Here is a 26,918-nt window from a genome sequence, read left to right as displayed (position 1 = left end):
TGTTCAATGCATGAAGGATGTCAGCGGCTGCGCCGGCCCGATGCGGCCAGCGCGACCGCGACGACGATGATCACGCCGGTGGTGAGGTCCTTGAAGAAGGGGTTCACGTTGAGAATGTTGAAGCCGTTGCCAATCAGCGCCATCAACAGCACGCCCGCGACCGAGCGCCAGATTGCGCCCGAACCGCCCATGATCGACGTTCCGCCGAGGATCACCGCCGCGATCGCCTCGAACTCCATGCCTATGCCGGCCTGCGGGGACGCCATGGAGATGCGCGACACCGCAATGACGCCGGCGAGACCTGCGGCCATGCCCGAAAGCGAGAAGGTGACGATCTTGATCAGATTGGTGCGGATGCCCGACAGGATCGCGGCCTCTTCATTGCCGCCGACGGCGAAGACGCGACGGCCGAATGTGGTGCGGTTGAGCAGCACCATGAAGATCACCATGAAGATGATCAGCACGATCACGGCGATGTTGACCATGCCGATACGGCCACGGCCGATCCAGGAAAATTCCGCGATCCGGACCGGGATCAGCGCGCCGCCGGTGATCAGGATGGCGATGCCGCGATAGACGAGGCTGGTGGCGAGCGTCACAAGGAAGGAATGCACGCCAAAGCCGGTGATGATCGCGCCGTTCAGCGTGCCGAGCGCAAGCCCGATCAGCGGCCCGGCGACAATCGCGGTATAGGGGTCGACGTGAACGGCGATCCAGCCGGCCGCGACCGAGGCCACGCCGAAGATCGCGCCGGTCGACAGGTCGAACCCGCCGCCGATGATGACCAGGGTGAGCGCGCAGGCGATGATGGCGAGCGGCGCCGACTGGTTGAGAATGTTGAGCAGGTTCCGTGCCGTCAGGAAACTGTCGGAAATCAGGCTGAGGCCGATCATCAGAATGACGATGATGGTGAGAACGCCGTATTCGCGGGCGAAGTCCCCGGGCGTGATGGAAAAACGCCGGGCAGGTGTCTGAACGTCGCTCATGATTGGGTGACCTCCTTGCCGCGGGAGACGGCGCCTTGTTCTTCAAAGATGCGGTGCAATGCCTCGTCGACCGTGGTGTCCCGGCAGTCGGTCTCCGCGAAGATGCGGCCGTCGCTCATCAGATAGCCGCGATGGGACAGGTTGATGACCTCCTCGAGTTCGGAGGAGATCAGAAGCACGGCCACGCCGTTTTCGGCCATTTCGATGATGAATTCGTGGATGCTCTGCCGGGCGCCGATGTCGACGCCGCGGCTCGGTTCGTCGAGGATCAGCAGGCGGGGTTTTTCCACCGCCCATTTCGACAGCAGCACCTTCTGCTGGTTGCCGCCGGAGTAAAAGGCGACCTCGCCGTCGATGGCGGAGGGCACGATGCCGAAATGGTCGATCATCCTGCGCGCCCGCCTGCGCTCGAGCCTGTGGTTGATGAAGCCGTGACGCGAGATGGTGCCGAGGGTGGCGAGCGAGATGTTGGGGCGGGTCGTCTGGGTCAGGACAAGGCCCTGCTTGCGGCGGTCCTCGGGCACAAAGGCCAGCCCTTGCGCGATGGCGCGCGGGATCTTGAGCCGGCGGTTCTGCGTAACGCCCCGGATGGCATAGCGGCCGGAGACGATCGGATCGGCGCCAAACAGCGCGCGCGCAACCTCCGAACGGCCGGAGCCGACGAGGCCGATCAGGCCGACGATCTCGCCGGGGAAAATCTTCAGGGAGATATCGGAAAGGCCGGTATCCGTGGCGACATTCTCCATCTCGACCACCGGTGTTGCCTGTCTCCGGGGGCGCGGCGGCAAATCGGGCCAGATGATCTCGGAAGCCTCGCCCAGCATGGAGCCGATGAGGCTGTCCTTGGTTTCGCCGGCGATGGCGTCGGTACGGATCACCCTGCCGTCGCGCATGATCGTCACCCGGTCGCAATTGGCGAGGATATGGTCGAGAAAATGGCTCACATAGATCACGGTGACACCGCGCGCCTTCAGCCGGGCGATCAGCTGGTGCAGGCGCTCGGCCTCGTCCTCCGTCAGCGAGGACGTCGGCTCGTCCATGATGATCACCCGCGCATCGCGGGCAATCGCCCGCATGATCTCGACCTTCTGGCGCTCGGCGATCCGCATGTCGGCGATCCGGCTATTCGGGTTGAGGCCGAAATCGCAGGTCTCTTCCAACGCGTGGAAGCGATCAAGATCGCCCTTGCGCAGAAAGCCGGCGGTATTGCTCTCCAGGCCCAGGAACACGTTTTCCAGCACGGTGAGTTCCGGAACGAGTTGAAGTTCCTGATGGATCATCGCGATGCCTCGGCGAAGCGCGTCGCGCGGCGAAAACCGGGTGACGGTGTCGCCGAAGACCTCGACCGTGCCTTCATCTGCCGAATAATAGCCGCCGACAATCTTGCCGACGGAGGATTTGCCCGCGCCGTTTTCACCGACGAGCGCGTGAACCGATCCCTTTTTGATGTCGATACTGATGTCGTCCAGGATGCGCATTCCGCCAAAACTCTTGGCGACGCCCCGAAGCCGGATGGCGGTATCGGTCATGGCTTTCCTTTCGATCTTCGGCGCGCCGTGCCGGAATGCCGGCAGGACGCGCGGCGTGAAGCCGGTTTCCGGCGCGCGTCGGACAGGCGCGCCGGATGCGCCGAGATCAGCCCTGCCATTCCGGTTCGAAATCCGGGTTTTCGTCCAGCCATTCCCTGGTGATGATCTTGGGCGTTTCGCGCAACGAATACTCATCGATCCAGGTCGGAGGGGTTTCGCCGTTCAGCGCATCGACCATGGCGTCGAGCGCGGCCGCACCCATGGATTTCGGGAATTGCGCCAGCGTTCCGGTCCAGGTGCCGGCCTTGATCGCGTCCACGGCGATCTGGTTCAGCCCGCCGCCCAGCGTGTAGATCTGCGACATGTCGAGGCCGGCATCCGCGATCGCGACCTCGGCGCCCATCAGGTGCTGGTCGGCATTGGAAAGCACGACATCGATATCGCGATTGGCCTGCAGAATGTCCTGCATGGCGATCATCGAGTCCTGGGGCGAATAATTGCCCTCGCCGGTGGCGACGATCTCGATATTGTCATGTTCGCCGAGGATCGTCTTGTAGGTGTCGTTGCGCACATTGTCGAAGGGGAAGACGAGCTGGCCGATCAGGACCGCGACCTTGCACGGGTCCTTGTCGGCGCAGTAATCGACCACCGCATTGGCCTGGGCGGTGGCGCCGACGACGGGGTCGGAGGCGACGGTGACGGTGAGGCCCGGCACCTGCGGTTCCATTTCGGTCAGTTCGGGACCGACTGGAAACAGCGTCGTGCCCACCTTGACGCCGGCCTTCACGGCATCTTCCAGCGCGGTCGCGATGCCGACCGTGTCGTTGGGCGTGATGATGATGGCATCGAACTTGCCGCCGGCGACGATGTCTTCGACCTGGGAGAACTGCGCGGTGGCGGAAAACTCGCCGTCGAAAATCTGGGTTCTGACGTTGTCGTAGCCGGACGCGGCTTGCTTGATGCCGTCATAGATCGCCTGGTTGAAGCCGTTCTGCGACGAGGCGGCGAGAAAGGCGATGTTGAAGTCCTCGGCCTGGGCCGAAAGCGGCGTGGCCAGCGTCAACGACAGGATCGCTGCTTTGAGTGTGGTGTGCATGGTTCGGTTTCTCCGGGTTGAGATGTCTTCGTCTGGATTATGCGGCCGGTGACGGCCATTGAACGGGGCTCTCCGGCCCCTTTTTCAGGTCTGGTCAGGCTTGGTCCGGTTGGGCGGTTTTCCTCAGGTCGGGTTGAAAGGTGGCCGTTTCCGCGCCTTCGAGGTGCAGGAGAAGGAACGCGGCCGTTGCCGCCGGCTGCCAGGCCAGCGCCCGGGCGACGGTCTCCGGCGTGAACCGGCCCCGCGGGCCCAGCAGGTTGACCGTTCCGATCACGCGTCCGTCGGCGACTGCCGGCAGGTTCATGTTGGATTCGAAGCCGAGGTCGCGGATCTTTTCCCAATCGAAGAAGACCTCGGCGATCTCTTCGATGCGGGTCGTGCTGAAATGCCGGGTTCCGGCAATGACGGTGTCGAAATAGCGGTTCCTCTCAAGCGGCTTGAACCCGCCAAGGGCGTAGGCTTCGAGATTTTCGGAAAACACCCGGCGCGAGCGCATGCGCGGCAGGTCGTAAACCGAGGCGGTAGTCAGGCCTTCGCCCACCTCCGCGTTCAGCCCGCCGAGAAGGTAGGCGAAGACCTGCCTCGGGGCATCCGGCCCGGCGGACAGCCGGAAGATCTCCGCCGCTTCGCAGGGCATCAGCCGTTTTCTCCGGGCGCGCGCCCTCGGCGCGCCGCCGTGCACCTGCCGCCCGACGCTTCGGCGCAAGACGGTGGGGCGTTCGTGCGGGCGGGTTTCATGGTGGCGCTGCGTCCGTTCCGGGTTGCTCTCATGGGTGAACAGGCCGTCAAGCTATCGTCAAAAATTCAATTTGTCGACAAAAAAAATTTGAGACTTGTCATGGATTGTGTGCAAGGAGTGTTGCATGTTGCCAGAAAAATCCAGGAAAGGCGGGCATGATGGTCAAGATATCGGCGGAAAAGAACGTGCTCCCGAGCCAGCACGTCAGGCGCGGCGGCGGCGTGGCGCATGTCTATGAGACGCTGCGCAACGAGATCATCGAACTCAAGCTCGCGCCGGGGAGTCCGATCGACGAGACCGAGCTGTCGGACCGGTTCGCGATGTCGCGCACGCCGATCCGCGAGGCGCTCGTTCGGCTCGCGGCGGAAGGGCTGATCACGGCGCTGACCAACCGCACGACAATCGTCTCCAACATCGATTTCGTGCAGCTGGGCGCGTTTTTCGACGCGCTGACACTGATGTACCGGGTGACCGCGCGGCTTGCGGCAGTCCACTATAACGAGGCCGATCTTGCCGGAATCCGCTTGCATCAGCGCCGCTTTGCCGAGGCCGTCGAGGCCCGGGACGTGCTGGGCATGATCGCGACCAACCGCGATTTCCATATCGCCATCGCCGAGGCCGGCCGCAACAAATACTATACCGATCTGTTCCGGCGCCTGCTGGATGACGGGCGGCGCATCCTGCGCCTTTATTATCGCTCCTATGACGACGATCTGCCGCGCCAGTATGTGGCCGAGCACGAACACATCGTCAGCGCGATGATCGCACGGGACGAGGCCGAATCCGACCGGCTTGCCGTGCAGCACGCCGACCAGATCGTGCGCCAGATCCGCGCCTATATCTCGGCGGATTCCCGCAGCGTCTCCTCGATTTCGCTTTGAGCGATGCCGGGCGTTTTGCGATCAAGCTCGACACTTTAGTATTTTATTTGTCGACAAATTGAATCATCGATGGTACTGGCATTGCAACGGGGCTGGGCCTCGATGCCAGCGGCCGCTCGCCGCCGACCCCGATCCCTTGTGCATATGAAAGGACCCCAGATGCGCGATACGATCTTTACCGGCTGCATTCCGGCGCTGATGACCCCCTGCAAGGCTGACCGCACGCCGGATTTCGCGGCGCTGGCGCGCAAGGGCCGGGCGCTTGTCGATGCCGGCATGTCGGCCGTCGTCTATTGCGGGTCGATGGGCGACTGGCCGCTCCTGACCGATGAAGAGCGGATGCAGGGCGTCGAGGCGCTGGTCGAGGCGGGCGTACCGGTCATCGTCGGAACCGGCGCGGTCAATACGAAATCCGCGGTGGCGCTTGCGGCGCATGCCGCCCGCATCGGCGCCGCCGGCCTGATGGTCATTCCGCGCGTTCTCTCGCGCGGCTCTTCGGCCTCGGCGCAGAAGGCGCATTTCTCGGCCATTCTCGCGGCCGCCAACGGCCTGCCCGCCGTCATCTACAACAGCCCCCATTACGGCTTTGAAACCCGCGCGGACCTGTTCTTCGCCTTGCGCGCCGACTATCCCAACCTGATCGGCTTCAAGGAGTTCGGCGGCGCGGCCTCCCTCTCCTACGCTGCCGAGCACATCACCTCCGGCGACCCCGAACTGACGCTGATGGTCGGCGTCGATACCCAGGTTTTTCACGGCTTCGTCAAATGCGGGGCGACCGGCGCAATTACCGGCATCGGCAATGCGCTGCCGAAGGAGGTCCTGCACCTCATTTCGCTCTGCAGGGCCGCAGCCGAGGGCGACAGCGAAGCCCGCGCCAAGGCGCGCGCGCTTGAGGACGCGCTGATGGTGCTGTCGAAATTCGACGAGGGCGTTGATCTCGTGCTGTTCTACAAATACCTGATGGTGCTGAACGGGGATGAAGAATACAGCCTGCACTTCAACGAGACCGATGCGTTGACCGCACCGCAGAAGGCCTTCGTCGAGGAACAGTACCGGCAGTTCAAGACCTGGTACGCCAGCTGGGCGGCCTGAAACCCGCAGACCGGGCCCAATCAGGGAGCAGCGAATGCATGTGATTGACAGCCACACCGCAGGCGAGCCGACGCGGGTCATCCTCGACGGCTTTCCCGATCTCGGTTCCGGCCCGCTTTCCGAACGCGCGGCGCGCCTTGCGACGCGCTTTTACGACGACTATCGCGCCGTGGTTCTGGAGCCGCGCGGCCAGGTCGCCATGGTGGGCGCGCTGCTGGTGCCGCCGCTGGACCCGACCTGCGTCACCGGCGTCATCTATTTCGATGTCGGGGCGGTTCTCGGCATGTGCGGCCACGGCACGATCGGCCTTGCCGTGACGCTTTATCACATGGGCCGGATCGGCACAGGTCTGCATCGCATCGAAACGCCCGCCGGCGTCGTCACCGTCGATGTTGAGGATGAAAGCACGGTCACCGTCACCAATATCGAAAGCCGCCGGGTCAAGGCGGGCGTTACGGTCGATGTGCCGGATTTCGGCGTCCTGACCGGTGACGTCGCCTATGGCGGCAACTGGTTTTTCCTGGTCGATCCGAGCCCGATCCCGGTCGCGCCCGACAATATCCGCGCGCTGACGGATCTCGCCGTCGCCACGCGGACCGCGCTCAACACCTTGAAGATCGGCGGCGAAAACGGCGAGCCGGTCGACCATGTCATCTTCTACGGCCCGGCCGGCGATACGGTGGCGCACAGCCGCAATTTCGTGCTCTGCCCGGACGACGCCTATGACCGCTCCCCCTGCGGGACCGGCTGTTCGGCGCGGCTCGCATGCCTTGCCGCCGCCGGGCAAGTGGGCGAAGGCCAGGAGATCGTGCAGGAAAGCATTATCGGCTCCACCTACCGGCTCTCCTACAGGGCCGGACAGAAGGGCGGCGTGATCCCGTCGATCACGGGAAAGGCCTATGTCATCTCCGTGGCCGAACTGGTGTTCCACCCCGAAGATCCCTTCCGCAACGGCATCGTCCTCTGATCCGCGCCGGGAGAGCGAGGCTGCACCGCCACGGCGCCTGCACGGCGGCGGCGAGATAGCGCGAAAATGCGATCGTCCTGAACGGCCGACAATCGTCGATATCCCTATAGCGACTGCGACAGGCCTGCCGTCGCCAAGCCGAAAGCCCCGGCGAAACAGGCTCCTGCAGATTGCGTCCGGGACAAACCGATGGGTTTCAAGCGCGGTGCGCCGATCGCTCACGCCGGGTCCCCCGGCGCAAAGCGGAAGTGGATGGTGCGATAGTGCTCCAGCGTATGCGCCGGTGCAGCGTGTCCTTCCGGCAGCCGACGACGGGCGATGGCGGAGAAATAGGCAAGGCATGCGTCACGCCACCACTTCGCCTCGCGATGCTGGATTTGGAGAAAAGCGCGCACCTGCTCGAAACGCTGGCTGTCCACCTGCGGGTGCAGGCTCTCCCAGGATTTCATCATGCGCGAAACGCCGTCCACGCCCTCGTCGTAGCGCGTCGCAAGGCCTTCCCAGAGCGTCTTTCCGCAGGTCAGCGGAAAATCCCACGGGACATGGTGAAACCAGAGCAGATAACGCTCATCGAAGCCGTGCGGGTCGGAAAACAGGGCCGCCACCTCGGGGCTGTACTGTGCAACCGCATTGCTCCCGTCGGACAGGCGGTTGAAGCCGATGCCGTTTTCATCCGCGCGGTTATAATAGGTCGGGTTCCACTCCGGCCGATCCAGCTCGCTCACCCACGGTCCCGGCCCGTAATGGTGGCCCGTTGCCACCTGATGGTGCAGGCCATAAGGCATCATGTAGTTCACCAGCGTCTCGTGAGAGCCCATCATCATGTCGACGACGGTGCGGACGAAACCGGGCTCGTCGGTAAAGGTCATCTTCACCCAGTCTTCGGCGATGGCGGCGGCCGTTTCATCGGGGTCCCATGCCAACCGGCCATAGACATACCAGTTGGCCTGGTTGAAGGTGCCGCCCGTCCAGTCGCGGTCGGTCCCGATATTGGCCACCGCGGCAATCCCCGTCACCTTCTGCGGGAAGACCTCACCCTTGAGAATTCTGCTGACGGTTGTTCCCGGTCCGCGCGCATGGGTGTCGAATTTCAGCACTTCCTCAAAGGCCGGTCCGAGATAGGCCAGATGCGTGGCCTGGCCGAGATACTCCTTGGTGACCTGGAATTCCATGACCAGCGGCGTTTTCGTGATCTGCCCGAAGGCGGGCGAGACCGGTTCGCGCGGCTGAAAGTCGATCGGCCCGTTCTTGACCTGCAAAAGGACGTTGTTACGGAAGGTGCCGTCGAGCGGCTTGAATTCGCTCAGGGCTTCCGTGGCGCGGTCGGTGCCGGGATCGGAGGCATAGACGAAGGCCCGCCAGATCAGGGTGCCGCCATGGGGGGCGAGCGCATCCGCCAGCATGTTGGCGCCTTCGGCATGGCTGCGGCCATAGTCGCCGGGACCGGGCTGTCCTTCCGAATTGGCCTTGACCAGAAAGCCGCCGAAATCGGGGATCAGGCGATAGACTTCGCGCGCCTTGTCCTTCCACCATTGCTGCACGGCGGGATCGGCGGGGTCCGATGTCGCCAGTTCGCCCAAGGCCGAAGGGGAGGCGAAATTGACCGAGAGGAACACCTTCAGCCCGTAAGGCCGGAAGATATCCGCAAGCTTCGCGGCCTTCTGGAGATAGAGGTCGTTCAGGATCTCCGGCGCCGCATTGACATTGTTCAGCACTGTGCCGTTGATGCCGACAGACGCGTTGGCGCGGGCATAGTCGACGTAACGCCGGTTGACGTAATCGGGAAGCGTCCACCAGTCCCAGATGGAATGACCGGAATAGCCGCGCTCGACCGATCCGTCGAGATTGTCCCAGTGATTGAGAAGCCGGAGGTCGAGTTTCGGCGCGGAGGCAAGGTCGATCTTTGCCGGATCGCCGCCCGTCTGGATGTGACGCAGGAAGGCGAAGCAGCCATAGAGCACGCCAATATCGGTGTTGGCGGTAATGGCCGTGACGCGCTTGCCATCAAGGGTCAGGCTGAAAACGCGGTAGCCTTCCTTGCCAAGGTCCGAAAGCGGCAGGTCCAGAGCGGCGATCAAGGGCAGGTTTTCAGGCGTTCCGGCAACGACCGCGCCGTCGCAGATCTCGCCGTCCTGGAGAACCGGAACACATTTGACCAGCATCGCGAAGAAGGCGCGCTCCAGTTCTTCCCGGGCCGCCGTCATCGTCGGGCTTGCAGCGCCGAAAACAAAGGCACGGACGGCCTTGTCCACCGCATCCCGGCGGGGTTCCGCAAGCGGGCGGTAGCGCAGCCAGAGATCATAACCATCTTCGTCGACAGCCGATGCGGCGCAATGTTGGCCGGTCTTGGCCGCTTCCAGTTTGAGCAGGTGCGATAGCAGGGTGTTCATCGATTTATTACCATCGGAACCGGATGACGCGGGCCGCCGCCGATGGGCCGCTTTCGGCGTCATCCGTATTTCAGGGAGCAAACCTCGCCCGTCTTCGGCGCTCGGGCGCCAAAGCCGGGTCTGTCTGCGGTTTTCAGGAAGGCGTCAGGGAGGAGAAGCGCCTAGCCCGGCAGTTCGTAGTCGAACCATTCAAAATCGGCGGGGAGGCCCTGGCCGCTGATGTCGTAGGCGGCCATGCCGACGAAAGCGCCGGTGAAGTTGTTGCCCTCGCCAACGCCGGCTTCGTCCGACAGGATGGTCGCATCCAGCACGGGACCGACCGCCTGCCAGTCGCCATCGGGCACCCGCCAGCTGAACTGCAGCTCCGTCACATCGACCGTGGCCTGCAGCGCGACCGGCCCGTCGGGCAGCCGCACGGGGTCACCCGAGAAGACGGCCTTGCCGAAGGGGAAATCGCCGAGCGCGGACATGATCCGGAGCGCCCGGCTGCCGTCATCTTCGCGGGTGATGCTCAGGAAATGGTACTGGCACTGATTGTACCAGCACATCAGTCCGGCAAAGCTCTGGAAGTCGCGCGGTTCGTAGTCGACGAGCGTGGCGGCCCGATAGCGATGGGCCGTCTGCCGCCGTGCGAGAAGCGCATGCTCGAACATGGTGCCGGGTGACTGGCGACCGTAAATGCGAAGATGACCCGGATTGGCGTCAAGTGAGAACAACCGCTCCGGCTCGGGGCTGCGCAGCCACTGGAATGCCTGGGGCAGGGGGCCGGGAGCGAAGGTCGTGCGCACCGCTTCCTGCGCGGGCGCGGCCGGCACAATGCCCTGAGGCCGCGGCGTATGAACGGAGGTCGGATGCAGGCCGCTTTCCGAAAGATAAAGCCACCCGTCGTCCCGCCATTCCACCTTCTGGATTGCCGTTTCGCGGCCGAGCGGCGAACGCCGTTCCGCCAGGTTGGAGCCCGGCAGGTCGCGCCGTGTCTCGGCGCGGCCGGATGCACTGTTGACCGTAATCGGGCGGGAGCAGAGGTGAACCATATAGGTCTCGCCCGCCGCCGTCTCGACGATATCGGCATGGCCACAGCGCTGCAAAGGCGCCTCCGGCGCAAAGGCCGTGGTCAGCACATGCTTTTTCGGATGCACTTCGTAAGGGCCAAGCAGGTCGCGGGAGCGTGCCAGCGTCACGGCATGGTCGTAGCCGGTCCCGCCTTCGGCCGTCATCAGGTAATACCAGCCGTCGCGGTAATATAGATGCGGCGCCTCGGTGAGCTTCCGGTCGGTGCCCTTGAAGATGTTGTGAACCGGACCGACCAGCTTCTTCTCGGCGGGGCTGTATTCCTGCAGGACGATGCCAGCGAACTGATCGCCGTGCCCGGTCTGGCGGTGGTCCCACAACATATTGACCAGATATTTCTTCCCGTCCGGTGCGTGAAACAGCGAGGGATCGAAGCCGCTGGAATTCAGATAGATGCGCTGCGACCACGGGCCGGTGATCGAGGGCGCGGTTGTCAGGTAATTCGGCGCATCCTTGAAACTGCCGGAAAGCCGTTTGACGTCCGTGTAGATCAGCCAGAACAGGCCATCGGCATGGGTCAGGCACGGCGCCCAGATGCCGCAGCTGTCGGGGTTGCCGCGCATGTCAAGCAGATCGGCGCGCGCCAGCGGCCGGCTGACCAGCGTCCAGTTGGCCAGATCGCGCGAATGGTGGATCTGCACGCCGGGATACCATTCGAAGGTCGAGGTGGCGATATAGTAGTCATCGCCGACACGGCAGATCGAAGGGTCCGGATTGAACCCGGGCAGGATGGGATTGGTGATCATGCTGTCTGTCATCGGATTGCCTGCTCGTTTGTGTCGAAGAGATGCCATGCGCCCTGCCGCGGCCGAACGACGAGCACGTCGCCGCGCCGCGTTTCGAACTGGCCGGGTTTGTGTAGCAAAATCTCCGTGCCGTCTTCCAGCTTGCCATGAAGGTAAGTATCGCGGCCGTGCTGTTCGGCAATGGAGACGGCGAACCGCCAGCCGGCGCTGCCGTCTCCGACAACCTCCAGGTCTTCCGGGCGGATACCGAAACTGACATCCTGGCCGTCGCTGACCGGCAATTGCGGGGCCGCAAGGGTGATGTTGCCGAGCTTCGAAGAGCCGAAGGCGAGTTCGCCGTCGCCGACACGAACGATACGGCCATCGAGGAAATTCATCCGGGGCGAGCCGATGAAGCCGGCCACGAACTTGTTGTTCGGATGATTGTAGAGTTCCAGCGGCGCGCCGACCTGCTCGATATTGCCCTTGCGCAGCACCACGATCTTGTCGGCCATGGTCATGGCCTCGATCTGGTCGTGGGTTACGTAGATCATCGTATTACCGAGACGCTCGTGAAGCGCGTTGATCTCGAAACGCATGACGACGCGCAGCTCGGCATCAAGGTTCGACAGCGGCTCGTCGAACAGGAAGATTTTCGGCTCGCGCACGATCGAGCGGCCGATGGCCACGCGCTGCCGCTGGCCGCCGGAAAGCTGTGTGGGCCGCCGGTTCAGAAGCTCGTCGATCTGCAGCAGCACGGAAGCCGCCTGGATGCGCTTTTCGATTTCCGCCTTCGGCATGCCGATATTTTCAAGCCCGAAGCTGAGGTTCTGCCGAACCGTCATGTGCGGATAGAGCGCATAGGACTGGAACACCATGGAAACGCCGCGATCGGCCGCGGGCGTGCGCACGACGCTTTTCTCATCGATCAGGATATCGCCGGAGGTCGCGGTTTCGAGGCCCGCGATCATGCGCAGCAGGGTCGATTTTCCGCAGCCGGACGGGCCGACGAAGACGACGAACTCGCCGTCCTCGATCTCGAGATCGACATTCGGGATGACCTTGACGGCGCCGAAGGTCTTGTTGAGGTTCTTGAGTTTGAGATTAGCCATCGGTGGTAGCCTTTTACTTGACGCCCGAGGACGCGATGCCGGCGGTGATATAGCGCTGCAGGAACAGGAAGGCGCAGGCCAGCGGAAGCGCGGTCAGGGTCGTCATTGCCAGCAGCAGGTGCCAGACAATGCCGTTTTCGGTCTGGAAACCCGCAAGGGCGAGCTGCAATGTGTGAACTTCGGGACGGTTGAGCACGATCAGGGGCAGAAGGAAATCGTTCCAGCGGCTCATCACCGAGAATACGGCGACGACGGCCAGCGCCGGTGTCGAGAGCGGCAGCACGATCCGCCAGTAGATCTGCCATTCGGACGCGTGGTCCATACGGGCCGCCTCCAGGAGCTCGTCGGGAATGGTCAGCATATATTGGCGCAGCAGGAACACGCCCGTCGGCGTGGCCACCGTCGGCAGGATGACGCCCCACAGATTGTTGACCAGCCCGAGTTCGGAGACGATCAGATAGGTCGGAACAAGAATCACGGTGGGCGGCACCATCAGCGTCGCGATGATGGCGACAAGCGCCACGGTCGAGCCGGTGAACTTGTATTTCGACAGCGCGAACGCGGCCATGGAGTTCATCACCAGGGTGATGATCGTCGCGACCACCGTGATGAAGGCCGAGTTGTAGATGTTCAGCCAGATATTGCCACCGGAGGTTTCCAGCAATTCGCGATAATTCTCGAAGGCAAGGTGAAACTGCCGGACCGGTGCTGCGTCATTGACATCGACGGTCACCCGGCCTGCTTCCGGGTTTTCCGGATCCACCATCTGTGCCTTGATGCCGAGGCGCCGGATCTGCGCCATCTGCCTGACCGACCCGTCTTCCTGGGCGACCTCGAACAGCGGCAAAGGCTCTTCATAGCCTTCAACCTCTGTCGTCTGGATCGTCTGCGGCAGAAGCGTCGGCGGATATTCGGACAGGTTGGCGGGCGCCTTGAACGACGAGATCAGCACCCACAGCACGGGCAGCAGCATGACCACGACGCCGAGCAGTAGATAGCCATAGGTGACATAATCGCCCCAGGTCGCCTTGATGCCACCCTGTTTGCGCGTCAGGAACGGAATGATGCCGCGACGGTTTTGGGAAGAAGCGTGCATGGTCATTTCCTGTCTCCCGAAAGCTTCATCTGAACGAGCGTGAAGACGAGGAGCGCTGCGCCGAGAAGCAGTGAAGCGGCGGCGGCAAGGCCGTAATTGCGCGGCTGCGCGGCAAAGCCCGTTTCATAGATATACTGAACCAGAAGCATGGTGGCAGAGCCGGGCCCGCCGCCGGTCAGCACGTAAATTTCATCGAAAGTCTGGACCGAGCGGATGACGGCGAGAATGAAGACCACCAGCAGAACGGGTCTGAGCATGGGAACGGTGATGCGGGTGAAGACCCGCCAGGGCGACGCCCTGTCCATCTTCGCCGCCTCATAGACATCCTGCGGGATCGACTGCAGACCGGCGAGCAGGATGATCATGAAGAAGCCCGAATGCGCCCACACGGTAACGAAGATCGTCCAGAAGAATGCCCAGTGCGGATCGGCAAGCCAGGTGAAGCGTTCGAGGCCGAAGACCCCCAGAATGCCGTTCAGGATGCCGTTCCGCTGCAATATCCACTGCCAGGTGAGCGCCACCACAACCGGCGAGAGCATGACGGGGAAGAAGAAGACGCCGCGGAAGAAGCCGCGCGCCCGGATCTTGCCGTTGAGCGCGATTGCGGTGATCAGCGCCACGCCCATCATGAACATCACCTGCAGGGGAACGAACATGACGAGATTGCCAAGCGCGCGCCAGAACAGATCGCGCGAGCAGGTGGCGGGATCGAGATAGTTTTCACAGGCCAGCAGCGTGGCATAGTTCGAGCCGCCGACAAAAGGGCGCTCATCGAGGAACAGATTGTCGCTGCCGGTCACCGAATAATAGATATTGATGAAGACCGGCAGCAGGGAAAAGAACAGGACGCTCGCCATGTTCGGCGCCAGAAAGGCCCATGGAAGCCGTTTGACGCCGATCGTCTTTTGAAGCCATTTCCACAAGGGGTTGACTGCGCGGGCCGGCAGCGAAGCCGCTGTTCCCAGCATGGTTGAGACCGTACCACTCGTCACGATGTCACCTTCGGGTTTTGCCGCCCCGGACCGCGGCTGCGAACGGCAGCCGCGGCCTCGGGACCGTGATGGGGATCAGTTCCGGGCTGCGGAGATGGCCAGCCGGACATCCTGGTCGATGCGTTCGAGCGCCGTATCGATGTCCATCTCGTTGTTGATCACCTGGCTGATGCGCGTGGTCAGCGAATTCATCATCGCACGCTGGAACGGCCAGCCCTGGAAACGGTAGGCCGCCGGTGCCATTTTCGGAATCTGGTTGATGAATGTGTCGAGCGCGCTCTGCACCTTGTCGGAGACGCCGCGATACTCAATGCCGGATTCGATCATCGACTGCGCCGTCGGGATATTGACGGCCGAGGAGATCATCGTCCGCAGATTTTCGTCGCGCGCGGCGAAGTTCAGGAACTTGCCGACCAGTTCGGGCTCGTCCGTGTGCTTGAAGCCGGCCAGCGCGCCGCCGCCGGGCATGGCAGAGCAGGCGGCAACGCCGCAGGGCGAATCGATCACTTCCCAGTCGAAGAAATCGCCGACCTCTTCATCCAGACGGCGAAGCTGCCAGGAGCCGCCGTAGTAAAGAACCGCCGTCGCATTGACGAAATCGGTGAAGTTGTCGCGCATGGTCGCGCCGCCGACGGCGCCCCAGAGATCGAGCGGCATGGTGCCGTCCCGGTGCCACTCCACGAACTGCGCGATGGCGTTGCGCAGCCCTTCGTCGATCACCGGCATGCCCTCGTCGTCGACAAGCTCGGCGCCATAGGAAATGGCCATGGCCGCGAAGCGGTGGCCGGAACGGTCCATCTCGAAGGGGAAGTCGGTATTGGTCGCCTCGGCGACCGCGTGGGCGGCCGCGCCCCACTCCGCCCATGTCGCGTCGTCGGCGGGCAGGTCGATACCGGCCTGTTCGAACAGGGTCTTGTTGACGAAGCCGCCGGTGACGGTGATCGAATCCGGCAGGCCATAGATGCCGTTCGGATCGGCGTTCTCGCCGCGCATCCAGTCAAGTACCATACCAAATTGCTTTTCAAAATAGGCCTGGTCGACATAGGGCGTGAGGTCCAGATAATATTTGGACAACCCGCCGAGATCCGTCACCACCGAAATGTCGGGTCCTCCGCCCGACGCCAGCTGCACAGGCAGGCTCTCGGCGACCGACTGATAGCTGACCACTTCAAGATTAACCTTTGTGCCCGGGTTTTCCGCCTCGAAGGCGTCGATAACGGGCTGGAGATACTGATCCAGTGCCTGGACCGTGATTTCCTGCGCCTGGGCGCCGCCCGCAAGCGAGATGGACGCTGCCGTCAGCGTCAGCGCAGCGAAGCGTCTTGTAAGGCAATTCATGTCAAACCTCCCGGAATGGAATAGAACGTCAATGCCAATCGGCAAGGCGAAACTACCATACCATTATGCGGTGTCAACACGCCTGCGCAGTGAGCGGCGAGCGGACGCGCTGTCTGCTAAAGCGCCGTGCGTCCATTCGGACGCACAAAGGACGCTCTAACCTATTGAATCTACGCATCATGCTTTCCGAAAATCGATTCCGATTTTCGGGCCGGTGCGCTAGGCGGCGTATGGCGTGTACGCCCGCATTGACGCGCCGCCGCAAACACGAAAATGCGCGTCTTGCCGAAGCGGGTTGTCCGTCGAAGTGCCTGAATTATTTGAGTCTTCAGCGCGAGAGGCCGCGATTGAAGACGCAGCGGCAATTGCCCGATGACGTACGGCATCAATCGACCGGCCGCGCCCGGAATCGGTTGTTTCCGGACGGGAAAGGCTGGGCTTGGTTTATGCACAATGTCTTCACAATGCCGAAAAGTGCGAGTGGCCGCATCGATTTTCCGCATATTTGCGGTATATGGTATGGTATCCATTGCCTATGAGGTAGTATGGTTGACAATTGCCGCGACTTTTTGTCGTACCGCGGCCGGAGATGGACATGACGGAAGCGAGTCTCGATTTTCTGGGGCCGGTCGATTTCACCAAGGCGATCGCCCCGCAGGTGCACAGGAAGCTGCGCAACGCGATCATCCGCAATTTTCTTGTGCCCGGTCGCCGGGTCTCGGAAGCCGGTGTTGCCGAAGCGCTGAAGGTCTCGCGCCAGCCGGTGCGCGAGACCTTTATCCTGCTTGCCGAGCAGGGCATGCTCGACATCCGTCCCAAGAGCGGCAGCAGCGTTCCGCAGATTTCGATTTCGAAGGTGGTTCAGATTCAGGCCATTCGCGAGGCTATCGAGGCCGACGTCGCGCGCGCGGCGGCGCGGCTTATGACCAAGCCTCAGATCGACGCGCTTTATCGTCAGCTTGAACATCAGAATGACGCGCAGGCGCGCGCCGCTTCCGATTTCATGGAACTGGACGACCTGTTTCACAAGACGCTGGCGCAAGGCGCGGATCTGCCCTTCGCCTGGAACGTGATCGAAATGCAGAAGGCGCAACTCGACCGCGTCCGCTTCCTGGCCTTGAGCAAGGAACCCTCGAAAGGCATACCGGCGCAACACTTTGCCATTGTGGAAGCGATTGCCGCCCATAACCCCGAGCGGGCGGAGATGGAGATGCGCGCGCATCTGCGCGACGTTCTGCGCGACCTGCCCGTCATCGCCCGCAAGTACAGCGACTATTTCAAGGAATAGGCGGGGCGCCGCCGCGACGTTCCGCGCGGGCCTCGAACGCCCGGACGACGGCGATCATGTCGTCCGCCCTGCTGCCCATGGCCTCCGTCTCCGCATAGAGCGCCGTGCAGGCCTCCATCAGCGGAAAGGCGGCGCCTGCAGACTTTGCCGCGTCGACCACAAGGCGGCTGTTCTTCAGGACATCGGAAATTCCGGCCTGGCGGGCAAAGTCACGGCGCCGGAGCATGTCGACCTTGATTCTGGAAACGTCGCTGGCCATCGGTCCGGCGTTCAGGATTTCTGCGAAGCGGTCCATGGCGAGCCCGTGCCGCGCCGCGAAGTGTCCCGCCTCCGCCAGTCCCGTCACCATGGTGATCAGGAAGGTGTTGACCGCAAGTTTCATCTGCAAGGCCGCCGGCACGGCGCCGCAGTCGAAAACCTGTTTGCAGACCGGGGCCAGAAGGGTGTGCAGGGGGACGAGATCCTCCGGCGCCCCCGCGAGCATGCCGATGAGTTGCCCGGCCTCGGCCGGCTTGCGGGAACCGGAGACCGGAGCCTCCACGTAACGGCCTCCGGCGGCTGTGATCTCTTTGGAAAGCTTGCGGGAGTAGTCTGCCGAAACGGTGCCCATGGAGACGATGGAATGTCCGCCGACCCGTTCGGCGAAGCGGTCCGTTGCGCGTCCGAGAACGCTGTTCGTGGCGCCCTCGTTCTCGAGCATCAGGAGCACCGTTTCGCACCGGGAAAAGAGGTCGTCCACCGTCAGCGCCGCGTCGGCGCCGGCCTTTTCGAGCGGCAGGCAGCGTTCCGGCGTCCGGTTCCAGACGACAAGAGGAATACCAGCATGAACGAGGTTTAGCGCCATGGGTGTTCCCATGGTGCCCAGGCCGATGAAACCCGTCGGTTTGCTTCCTGCTGTGAGCGCGTTCTGATCAGGCATGGACTAAAAGGTAACGCCGCTAATCAATTTCGAAAAACAAAATTTATTAAAGTATAAAATTCGAAAAACGGATACGTTTTATTGTTGGCAGCAGGCGTTGACAAGCGTCTGCAACCGGCGCAATTTCGGAGCGCTCACCCGGGGGGTCCCGACAAGGGGCTGAGATACTGCTGGCTTACGCAGCGCAGTGACCCGATGAACCTGATCCAGTTCACACTGGCGTAGGGATGGTGCATCGGCTGCGCGGGATGAAGCCCGCTGACCTTCTCAGGTGCAATGCGCGGCCTCCTCCATTCAACGTCGAACTGGGTCTCCAACGCCAAGAGCTATGGAGGCTCCGACCGATGCAAGATCTATCTCCGACCGTCACCAAAGGCCCGCTGCCGGCGTCCCGCCGCGTCTGGCACAAGGGCGTGCTTCACCCCGATATCCGCATCCCCATGCGCGAGATCGATGTGCATCCGAGCGCCGGCGAGCCGCCCGTCACCGTTTATGACAGTTCCGGCCCCTATACCGATCCGGATGCCGCCTTTACCATCGAGGGCGGCCTGCCGCGGCTGCGCGAAGACTGGATCGTCGCGCGCGGCGACACACAGGCCCATGACGGCCGCCATGTGAAACCCGAGGACAACGGCTTTGCCGAGGGCGCGCGCCTGGTGCCGGAATTTCCCGTGCGCCATCGGCCGCGGCGGGCGACGGGCGGTCGCGCCGTGACCCAGCTGGCCTATGCCCGCGCCGGGATCGTGACGCCCGAAATGGAATTCGTCGCCATCCGCGAAAATCTCGGGCGCAGGGCTGCGAAAGAGGCCTTGATGCGCGATGGCGAAGCCTTCGGCGCAACGATCCCGGATTTCATTACGCCCGAATTCGTACGAAATGAAGTGGCGGAAGGCCGGGCAATCATCCCCGCCAATATCAACCATCCCGAGGCCGAACCGATGGTAATCGGGCGGAACTTTCTGGTGAAGATCAACGCCAATATCGGCAATTCGGCGGTGACCTCGTCGATGGCCGAGGAAGTGGAAAAGATGGTCTGGGCCACGCGCTGGGGCGCCGACACGGTGATGGATCTCTCCACCGGCCGAAACATCCACAATATCCGCGACTGGATCATCCGCAATGCGCCGGTTCCGATCGGGACCGTGCCGCTCTATCAGGCGCTGGAAAAGGTCGGCGGCATTGCCGAGGACCTGAGCTGGGAGGTCTTCCGCGACACGCTGATCGAGCAGGCCGAGCAGGGCGTGGATTACTTCACCATCCATGCCGGGGTCAGGCTGCACATGATCCCGATGACGGTGGGCCGGGTGACCGGCATCGTCTCGCGCGGCGGCTCGATCATGGCCAAGTGGTGCCTGCATCATCATCGCGAGAGCTTCCTCTACGAGCATTTCGACGAGATCTGCGATATTGCCCGCGCCTATGACGTATCCTTCTCGCTTGGCGACGGCCTGCGCCCAGGCTCCATTGCCGATGCCAACGACGAGGCGCAGTTCGCCGAGCTTGAGACGCTTGGGGAGCTCACGCAGATCGCATGGGCGAAGGATTGCCAGGTGATGATCGAGGGACCCGGCCATGTGCCGATGCACAAGATCAAGGCCAATATGGACAAGCAGCTTGAGACCTGCGGCGAGGCGCCGTTTTACACGCTCGGGCCGCTGACCACCGATATCGCGCCGGGCTATGATCACATCACCTCCGGCATCGGCGCGGCGATGATCGGCTGGTTCGGCACGGCGATGCTCTGCTATGTGACGCCGAAGGAGCATCTCGGCCTGCCGGACCGAGACGACGTCAAGACCGGGGTGATCACCTACAAGATCGCCGCTCATGCCGCCGATCTGGCCAAGGGGCACCCGGCCGCCCGCATCCGCGACGACGCGGTGTCGCGCGCGCGCTTCGAGTTCCGCTGGGAGGACCAGTTCAACCTGTCGCTCGACCCGGAAACGGCGCGGTCGATGCATGACGAGACCCTGCCGAAGGAGGCGCACAAGGTGGCGCATTTCTGTTCGATGTGCGGCCCGAAATTCTGCTCGATGCGCATCTCCCACGATATCCGCGCCGAGGCACAGAAGGAGGGCATGGCGAAGATGGCGGAGAAATTCCGCGAGGGCGGGGCGCTCTACGTTCCGCTGGAAAGCGAGGCCTGACATGACTCAAGGCGCTCCCTGTCTGGGGCGATCCTTCGACCTTTCGCTCTATCTGGTTCTCGATCCCGGCCTTTGCGCGGGGATCGGCATGGTCGAGACCGCGCGCCGCGCCGTGGCGGGCGGGGTGAGCGCGGTGCAGCTTCGCGACAAGGCCGGCGGCACGGCGGCCATGATCGAGACCGGACGGGCGCTGAAGGCGGCGCTTGCCGGCAGCGGCGCGGTGCTGATCATCAATGACGATGTGGAGGCGGCGGCGGCGATCGGCGCGGACGGCGTTCACATCGGGCAGGGCGACATGGGCGCGGCCGAGACGCGGGCGCTGATCGGCCCGCGGGCAATCCTCGGCCTGACGGTGGAAACCCCGGCGCTTGCCGCCGCAGCCGATCCCGCGCTGGTCGATTATATCGGCGCCGGACCGGTCTTTGCCACGCCCACCAAGGCCGACCACAAGACGCCGGTCGGCCTTGACGGGCTGAAAGCGCAGATTGCAGCGAGCCCGGTTCCCGCCGTCGCCATCGGCGGCTTGAAGACCGGGCATGTAGCCGAGGTTTTCGCCGCCGGCGCACAGGGCCTGGCCGTGGTCTCGGCAATCTGTGGCCAGCCCGATCCCGAGGCGGCTGCCCGCAGGTTCCGAACGGAGATCGACGGGCTCTCCGGTTGAACGATGTGCACCGGGCCGTGCCCGGCCTTCACGATTGCGCTTCAGCCAGGATTTCGGCCGCCTGCGCCGCTACGCCGGCGACGTCCATGCTGAGCGCCAGGTTGGCGCCGGCAAGCGTTTCAAGGTCGATCCAGCGGGCCTCGAGCGCGTCGTCGCCGGCAACCGGCTCGCCTCCAAGCCACCGACACAGCACCGCGATCAGGACAAACTGGCGGCGCAGGCGGCCGTCCCCCGCATAGTCGAAGGCATCGACGGCGGTGAAGGTGCGGAGCGCCGTTGCATTCACGCCGGTTTCCTCCTTCAACTCCCGCAGGGCCGCCTGATGCAGCGTTTCGCCGCGTTCGATCTTGCCGCCGGGAAAGCCCCAGCGCCCGGCATCGGGCGGATTGGCCCGGCGCACCAGCAAAACCCTGCCGGCGCGGATGACAACGGCAATGGTCGCGGCGATCGGACGATCGGGAAAGCGCTCCGTGGTCATGCTTGCCTCGCGTGCGCAGGCGCCGCGCACAACGCATCGGGCTGTTGCCTGCCGCTGCCGGCCGTCACCCTCCCCAGCGTTTCCTGCCGCAGGATCTCAGCCAACCGGTCGGCGACGGGCGCAATATCCGGCCTGCGCAGCAGGCGCAGTTCGATTGCCGGCAGTTCCGGGAGGCCGCATTCCCTCCCGGCACTGACGATATCCTCCGGCCTGGCATGGTCGGTGCGCACCGCAATGCCGAGACCCGACCGCAGCGCCGACCATACGGCCGGAAGGCTCGGCGTCGTCAGGGCGGGGCGCCAGCGCATCCGGCTTTTGTCCAGTGCGGCAAGCGCTGCCTGCCGGAACAGGCAGGGATGGTTGAAAAGCACCAGCGGGACCGGATCGCTCCGCAGCGTCGCCAGCGTATCGGCGGTCGACAGCCAGCGCATCGGCAGGCGGCACAGCGTCTCGCCTTCGCCCGGGCTGCCGGCGCCGAAGAAGGCGATTGCGGCGTCAAGGCGACCGGTGCGCACGTCCTCGGCAAGGCTGTGGTTTTCGCCCGCGCGGATATCGACATGCACGGCGTCGTATTCGTTCGAGAAGGCGCTCAGCGTCGCGGGCATCACGTCATCGAAGAAATCCTGCGGCACGCCGAGGCGGACGGAGGCCGTCGTCGCGGCAACGCCCATCGAAAGTGCGGCCTCGTCATTCAGGGCGATGATCCTGCGCGCATAGGCGATGAAGGCGTCTCCCGCCTCAGTCGGCACGAGACCGCGGCCGCTGCGCCGGAAAAGCACGGTGCCGGTCTGTTGCTCCAGCTTCTTCAAATGCATGCTCACGGCCGATTGCGAGCGGCCGAGCTGCACCGCCGCCCGAGCAAAGCTGCCGAGGTCCGTTCCCACCACGACGGTGCGCAGCGCATCCATGTCAAAGGTCGTCAACACTTCAGAAATTCATAATCCATCAAGATCGGAATTCGATAAAGAAAAGTATTAGGCCGAAATGGCAGTGGGATCAAGGCGGAGAGGCCAGGCAATGCGCCGGGTCAATGCAGGTGCGGCATCACGGCGCTTCCAGGCGCCTCAGCGTCACCGGCGAACCGTCCGACAAAGTGTCGCTGGGATGCAGCACCACCTGATCGCCGGCGGCAAGCCCGTCGGTCACTTCGGCTGCCTCGTCGTTCATCCGGCCGATCTCGACCGTGGTGATCGCGGCCCTGTCGCCATCGACCCTGAAGACCTGCCAGTCATTGCCGGAGCGGAACAGCGCGGCGATCGGCACCTGCGTAACATTGTCGGCCTTCCAGATCACCAGCCGGGCATAGATGCGGAAGGCATTGCCGAGGCCTTCGGGCACGGTGTCGAAATCGAGGATCGCGTCGACCCGCTGCTCGGAAATGCCGAGCGCGGAGACCTTTTCATAGGCTGCGGGCTCGACGCGCCGGACGGTTGCCGCAACCGGCTCTCCGCCCCAGTCGACGATCTCGGCCTTCGTGCCGGCATGGATGTGAACAGCGTCCGTCGACAGAAGATCGACCACGGCTTCCAGATTGCGCGGGTCGCCGATATCGGCGATCTTGGCGCCGATCGCCACCGGCTGGGCGCTGCGGGCATAGATATCGAGGATGACGCCGTCGGCGGGGGCGGTCAGGTCGATGCAGCAGTCCTCCTCGTCTGCCAGAAGCGCCGCGCGCGGCTCGGATAGCCGTGCTTCTGCCGCCTTCATCTCCGCCTGGCGCAGGGATACCGTGGCTTCCGCCGCATTGAGCTGGGCCTTCGCCACGTCCACGGCGGTGACGGCCTGCTGCAGTTCCATCGCGGAAATCGTGTCGCGCTGGCTGAGATTGCGATAGCGCCGGAGCTGGTCGTCGGCCTGCTCGAGATTGGCCGACGCCTTCACCCGTTCGGCCTCGGCGATGGCGACCGCCACTTTCGCGGCATCGAGGGCGGCGCGCAACTCATCGCGGGTGCGCGGATCGAGAAGGGCGGATTGCGAGGGCAGGATTCGGGCAACCACGCTTTTACCCGCCTCCACCGCATCGCCCTCGTCAAAGCGGGTGCGCAGCATCTGCCCGGCAATCGGCGTGTGGATGGTGTAGATCTCCTTCACCCGCGTCTTGCCCTCCTGCAGGATGGTGACCTCCATTGGCCCGGACGCAATCCTCGCCACGTCGACGGCCACCGGCTTCTCGCGCATGGCAAGATAGAACCCGCCGATCACGGCGAGCGCCACGACCGCAAGAAGCCCTCTCCTGATCCATTTTCCCATATGCCTACTCCCTCGTTTTCAGCACTTCGACGAGATCGAACCGGTCGATCCGCCGACGTACGATCAGCGCGGACAAAAGGCCGGCGATCACGACCACCAGCGACGCGCGCGCATAGCTGTCGAGATCGACGACGAACGGAATGGTGAACAGGTCGCTCGAAAACCCTGAAATCACCAGCTTGGCGAAGAAATAGCCAAGATACCAGCCGATCGGCTGGGCGAGCGTGATCAGTGCCGCGATTTCCACCAGCAGCACCTGCGAGACTTCCGCGCGGGAGAAACCGAGCACCCTGAGGCTCGCCAGCTCGCGTCCGCGCTCGGACAGCAGGATGCGCGCGGAATTATAGACGACGCCGAAGGTGATGACGGCCGCAAGCGCGATATAGATGGTCGACATGATGTCGATGTTTTCCCGCATCGTCTTGCGGAAGTTTTCCAGCGACAGCCGGTTGAGCGCCACGCCTGCAATCTTCGGCGTGTCCTTGACCGCGCCGTAGAAGGCGGCAAGCCGGGTCTCGTCGACGGCGATATTGGCGCCTGAAATCCGGCGACCGTCGCCGACCAGATGGTCGAGCGCCGCGTCGTCCATGAAGACGGCCAGACCCAGAAAACTCTGTACGACCGAGGTGACCGGCACGTCGACGAGACGATGGTTTCGCGTCACGAGCTCGACCTCGGCCATGTCGCCGGTGGAAAGGCCGAGCGTTTCGGCCACCCGTTCGCTGATCATCAGCCCGTCTGGCGGAATGGAAAGCTGCACGGCATCCGGATCCACCACACGGGAGAGATCGTCGGAACTTGCAGCGCTGTTGATCGACAGATGCTTTTCGAGGTAGCCGTTGCGCAGGATCACCGGTTCGGACCGAAACCCTTCCGCGCGCATCACGCCGGGCAGGCGGCGGAGCGCAATGAGCGCCTCGGGCGTCAGCGCATCGGTGAAGCTGACGGTTGCGTCCTGGCGCTGCGTGTCGAAGAAGATCGCCCGGATCATCGCATCCATGGAATTGGAGGTGGACATGCCGACCGTCAGAAGCGCCACCGGCATGGCGATGCCGACCACGGTCATTGCCGCGCGCACCGGAAACCGCGTGATATTGCGCAGCGCCATGATCGTCAGTTCGGAGAGCAGGCGCGGCAGCCGGAATCCGAGCGAAAGCTGCCGGTAGCGCACCGGTTCGGGCGGGCGCATCGCAACGGCGGCCGGCAGGCTCGCCGCGCGATAGATCACCCTTGCCGCGCCGACCAAAGCGGCTGCGGCGGCCACGCCTCCCGCCAGGAGATAGACGTCCGGGCTCCAGTCGAACACCAGGAAGGGGAAGGTGTAGAAGCGCACGTATAGCCTGGTCATCGCCACGCCCCACCAGCTCCCGAGCGCAAAGCCGATCGCCGTGCCGATGATCACGATCACCAGCGTCAGCTTGATATAGTGCGCGGCGATGGCCGGGCTTGAAAAACCGAGCGCCTTCAACAGGCCGATCTGTTCGCGCTCGAGCGCGATCATCCGCGACAGCACCATGTTGACGAGGAAGGCGGCAACCCCGAGGAAGATTGGCGGCAAAACCCCCGCCATCGCCTTCAGCTGCGTCAGTTCGCTGTCCACGAAGGCGTTCGATATCTGCCGGTCGCGGCCATAGGCGCCGATCCCGCCATAGGGGGAGAGCAGGCCGTCGAGGCGTTCGATCACCGCCTCTTCATTGGCGTTGCGCCCGAGTTGCAGCGCCACCTCGTTGAACGCGCCGTCCATGTCGAATATGCCGTCAAGCACGGTTTCCGGCATATAGAGGATGCCGTAGCGGGCATTGTCCGGCACCATGTCGCCCGGGCCGATGGCGTAGACATATTCGGGCGAGAGAACGATGGCGGTGATGGTGAGACGGCGCTTCTTTCCGTCCATCAGCGCCTCGAAACGGTCTCCGGGCGCAAAGCCGTGCGCCTTGGCGAAATTCTCCGAAACCGCCACCTCGCCGACGCGGTTCGGGTCGGGCAGGCGCCCGGCGCGGATATAGACGCGGTTTAAGAGTGGCTCGCCGCTGTCGGGCGTCGAGACCACGGTGGCGGCGGCCGGGGCCTGCATGCCGGTAATGTCGAGAATGGCGGGCTTGACCACGCGGAAATCGGCGCGCAACACCCCGTCGATCGCCCGTATCTCCTCGGCCAGCCGGTCGGGCGCGCGGGTCACCGTGGCAAAGACGTCGGCGAAGCGATAGCGGTCATAAAACGTGTCGCGCGTCTCGATCAGCGAGCGGTAGACGCCGACGGCCATGATCAGCACAGCCACGCCGCAGGCCAGCACCAGCGCAACCGCCAGAAGCTGCGCCCAGAGGCGGCGCACGTCGCGCAGAAGCTTGCGGTCGAGGATCGCTACCATTTTATGTCCGCCGGGTTCAGGCGCTCCTCGTTGACCTCGGTGCCCTCGATCCGCCCGTCGCGGAAGGTGATGACACGATGGGCGATCCTGCGGATATCGGCATTGTGGGTGATGATGGCGACCGTGGCGCCAAGCTCCTCATTGATGCGGCAGAGCACCTCGAGCACGAGAATGCCGGTCTTCGAATCGAGCGCGCCGGTCGGCTCGTCGCAGAAGAGAACCTCCGGCCGCTTGGCAATGGCACGGGCAATGGCGACCCGCTGCTGCTCGCCGCCGGACATCTGGGCCGGAAAATGATCCAGCCGATGTTTCAGCCCGACCATTTCCAGCGCCTCTTCGGGCGGCATCGGGTTTTTCGAGATCGCCGCCACCAGCGCCACATTCTCGCGCGCCGTCAGGCTCGGAATCAGATTGTAGAACTGGAAGACGAAGCCGACATGGGCGCGGCGATAGCGCGTCAGCTTCCATTCGGGATAATCGGAAATGATCTCGTCGCGAAACCGGACCGTACCCGAGCTCGCCCGGTCGAGCCCGCCGACAATGTTCAAAAGCGTCGACTTGCCGCTGCCCGAGGGGCCGAGCAGCACCACCATCTCGCCGTCGAAGAGGTCGAGATCGACGCCGGCCAGCGCCTTCACCTCGACCTCGCCGCTCGTATAGACCTTCGATATGCCGCGCGCGGAAAAAATCGGCTTGCGGCGATTGTCGTCGGTCTTGGCTGTTTGCTGGTCCTGCATGGCCTCTCCCGCAGCGGCGATTGCCGCCGGCTCCCGCCTGCGGCGAGCTTACCGGC

The 26,918-nt window shown here is 63.6% G+C and carries 23 protein-coding genes and 1 riboswitch; of the genes, 7 read left to right on the top strand and 16 right to left on the bottom strand.

All coding sequences use genetic code 11. The annotated features are described in order from the left end of the window. Positions 1-20: 20 nt before the first annotated feature. From AZF01_RS19475 to AZF01_RS19460, 4 genes are all read right to left on the bottom strand, one after another. Complete coding sequence (locus AZF01_RS19475; RefSeq protein WP_024709141.1) at positions 21-986, bottom strand: ABC transporter permease; 966 nt, start codon at positions 984-986, stop codon at positions 21-23. Then, the gene (locus tag AZF01_RS19470; RefSeq protein ID WP_024709140.1) at positions 983-2,515 is read right to left on the bottom strand and encodes a sugar ABC transporter ATP-binding protein; all 1,533 of its coding nucleotides are present in this window, start codon (positions 2,513-2,515) and stop codon (positions 983-985) included. The genes AZF01_RS19475 and AZF01_RS19470 overlap by 4 nt, the downstream gene beginning before the upstream one ends. Positions 2,516-2,621: 106 nt before the next feature. Next, positions 2,622-3,611, bottom strand: a complete 990-nt coding sequence (locus AZF01_RS19465) for a sugar ABC transporter substrate-binding protein (RefSeq protein WP_024709139.1) — start codon at positions 3,609-3,611, stop codon at positions 2,622-2,624. Positions 3,612-3,705: 94 nt separating this feature from the next. After that, positions 3,706-4,248 carry a GAF domain-containing protein gene (locus tag AZF01_RS19460; protein ID WP_061449896.1) on the bottom strand — a complete coding sequence of 181 codons (543 nt, stop codon included), beginning with the start codon at positions 4,246-4,248 and terminating at the stop codon, positions 3,706-3,708. Between the two features lie 39 nt (positions 4,249-4,287). On the opposite strand from AZF01_RS19460, the gene AZF01_RS19455 reads away from it, so the two are divergent. The 4 genes from AZF01_RS19455 to AZF01_RS19440 all read left to right on the top strand — a co-directional run bounded on the left by AZF01_RS19455 (position 4,288) and on the right by AZF01_RS19440 (position 7,290). Further along, positions 4,288-4,509, top strand: coding sequence for a hypothetical protein (locus AZF01_RS19455; RefSeq protein ID WP_024707639.1), 222 nt, complete (start codon positions 4,288-4,290; stop codon positions 4,507-4,509). Then, entirely contained in the window at positions 4,506-5,231 is a 726-nt protein-coding gene (locus tag AZF01_RS19450) for an FCD domain-containing protein (protein WP_024707638.1), read from the top strand. The genes AZF01_RS19455 and AZF01_RS19450 overlap by 4 nt, the downstream gene beginning before the upstream one ends. Before the next feature lie 159 nt (positions 5,232-5,390). Beyond that, positions 5,391-6,323 carry a dihydrodipicolinate synthase family protein gene (locus tag AZF01_RS19445; protein ID WP_024707637.1) on the top strand — a complete coding sequence of 311 codons (933 nt, stop codon included), beginning with the start codon at positions 5,391-5,393 and terminating at the stop codon, positions 6,321-6,323. Between the two features lie 34 nt (positions 6,324-6,357). Then, positions 6,358-7,290, top strand: a complete 933-nt coding sequence (locus AZF01_RS19440; RefSeq protein ID WP_024707636.1) for a proline racemase family protein — start codon at positions 6,358-6,360, stop codon at positions 7,288-7,290. Between the two features lie 218 nt (positions 7,291-7,508). Here AZF01_RS19440 and AZF01_RS19435 read toward each other — a convergent pair whose 3' ends face one another. From AZF01_RS19435 to AZF01_RS19410, 6 genes are all read right to left on the bottom strand, one after another. Further along, the gene (locus AZF01_RS19435; RefSeq protein ID WP_024707635.1) at positions 7,509-9,680 is read right to left on the bottom strand and encodes an alpha-glucuronidase family glycosyl hydrolase; all 2,172 of its coding nucleotides are present in this window, start codon (positions 9,678-9,680) and stop codon (positions 7,509-7,511) included. 161 nt (positions 9,681-9,841) lie between these two features. After that, positions 9,842-11,509, bottom strand: coding sequence for a glycoside hydrolase family 43 protein (locus tag AZF01_RS19430; RefSeq protein ID WP_024707634.1), 1,668 nt, complete (start codon positions 11,507-11,509; stop codon positions 9,842-9,844). Next, positions 11,506-12,588, bottom strand: a complete 1,083-nt coding sequence (locus AZF01_RS19425) for an ABC transporter ATP-binding protein (RefSeq protein ID WP_024707633.1) — start codon at positions 12,586-12,588, stop codon at positions 11,506-11,508. Before AZF01_RS19425 ends, AZF01_RS19430 begins: the two co-directional genes overlap by 4 nt. Before the next feature lie 13 nt (positions 12,589-12,601). After that, positions 12,602-13,690, bottom strand: a complete 1,089-nt coding sequence (locus AZF01_RS19420; RefSeq protein WP_024707632.1) for a carbohydrate ABC transporter permease — start codon at positions 13,688-13,690, stop codon at positions 12,602-12,604. Further along, the gene (locus AZF01_RS19415; protein WP_024707631.1) at positions 13,687-14,652 is read right to left on the bottom strand and encodes a carbohydrate ABC transporter permease; all 966 of its coding nucleotides are present in this window, start codon (positions 14,650-14,652) and stop codon (positions 13,687-13,689) included. Before AZF01_RS19415 ends, AZF01_RS19420 begins: the two co-directional genes overlap by 4 nt. A gap of 99 nt (positions 14,653-14,751) precedes the next feature. Further along, complete coding sequence (locus AZF01_RS19410; RefSeq protein ID WP_024707630.1) at positions 14,752-16,014, bottom strand: ABC transporter substrate-binding protein; 1,263 nt, start codon at positions 16,012-16,014, stop codon at positions 14,752-14,754. 595 nt (positions 16,015-16,609) lie between these two features. On the opposite strand from AZF01_RS19410, the gene AZF01_RS19405 reads away from it, so the two are divergent. Continuing rightward, positions 16,610-17,302 carry a GntR family transcriptional regulator gene (locus AZF01_RS19405; protein WP_024707629.1) on the top strand — a complete coding sequence of 231 codons (693 nt, stop codon included), beginning with the start codon at positions 16,610-16,612 and terminating at the stop codon, positions 17,300-17,302. Here AZF01_RS19405 and AZF01_RS19400 read toward each other — a convergent pair. Then, positions 17,292-18,221 (bottom strand): NAD(P)-dependent oxidoreductase, encoded by a 930-nt coding sequence (locus AZF01_RS19400; RefSeq protein ID WP_051424038.1) that lies wholly within the window; start codon positions 18,219-18,221, stop codon positions 17,292-17,294. The two genes, AZF01_RS19405 and AZF01_RS19400, sit on opposite strands and share 11 nt — an antisense overlap. A 129-nt stretch (positions 18,222-18,350) precedes the next feature. Then, a riboswitch (TPP riboswitch) is annotated at positions 18,351-18,467 on the top strand. A 98-nt stretch (positions 18,468-18,565) separates the two neighbouring features. Here AZF01_RS19400 and thiC point away from each other — a divergent pair. Together thiC and thiE are read left to right on the top strand one after the other, a co-directional pair. Beyond that, positions 18,566-20,368, top strand: coding sequence for a phosphomethylpyrimidine synthase ThiC (thiC, locus tag AZF01_RS19395; RefSeq protein ID WP_024707627.1), 1,803 nt, complete (start codon positions 18,566-18,568; stop codon positions 20,366-20,368). 1 nt (position 20,369) lies between these two features. Beyond that, on the top strand, positions 20,370-21,029 hold the full coding sequence (gene thiE / locus AZF01_RS19390; RefSeq protein ID WP_024707626.1) for a thiamine phosphate synthase: 660 nt from the start codon (positions 20,370-20,372) through the stop codon (positions 21,027-21,029). 28 nt (positions 21,030-21,057) lie between these two features. Here the strand turns inward: thiE and AZF01_RS19385 are convergent, their stop codons facing one another. The 5 genes from AZF01_RS19385 to AZF01_RS19365 all read right to left on the bottom strand — a co-directional run bounded on the left by AZF01_RS19385 (position 21,058) and on the right by AZF01_RS19365 (position 26,862). Next, positions 21,058-21,507, bottom strand: coding sequence for an NUDIX hydrolase (locus AZF01_RS19385; RefSeq protein ID WP_024707625.1), 450 nt, complete (start codon positions 21,505-21,507; stop codon positions 21,058-21,060). Next, positions 21,504-22,433: a LysR substrate-binding domain-containing protein gene (locus AZF01_RS19380; protein ID WP_197489623.1), complete on the bottom strand. Its 930-nt coding sequence runs from the start codon at positions 22,431-22,433 to the stop codon at positions 21,504-21,506. The genes AZF01_RS19385 and AZF01_RS19380 overlap by 4 nt, the downstream gene beginning before the upstream one ends. A gap of 118 nt (positions 22,434-22,551) precedes the next feature. Beyond that, on the bottom strand, positions 22,552-23,757 hold the full coding sequence (locus AZF01_RS19375) for an efflux RND transporter periplasmic adaptor subunit (protein WP_024707623.1): 1,206 nt from the start codon (positions 23,755-23,757) through the stop codon (positions 22,552-22,554). A gap of 4 nt (positions 23,758-23,761) precedes the next feature. After that, entirely contained in the window at positions 23,762-26,125 is a 2,364-nt protein-coding gene (locus AZF01_RS19370) for an ABC transporter permease (protein ID WP_024707622.1), read from the bottom strand. Then, positions 26,119-26,862: an ABC transporter ATP-binding protein gene (locus AZF01_RS19365; RefSeq protein WP_024707621.1), complete on the bottom strand. Its 744-nt coding sequence runs from the start codon at positions 26,860-26,862 to the stop codon at positions 26,119-26,121. Before AZF01_RS19365 ends, AZF01_RS19370 begins: the two co-directional genes overlap by 7 nt. Positions 26,863-26,918: the final 56 nt, after the last annotated feature.

Source organism: Martelella sp. AD-3 (genome assembly GCF_001578105.1).
Taxonomy (GTDB): Bacteria; Pseudomonadota; Alphaproteobacteria; order Rhizobiales; family Rhizobiaceae; genus Martelella.
This window is presented reverse-complemented; position numbering and strand designations above follow the sequence as displayed.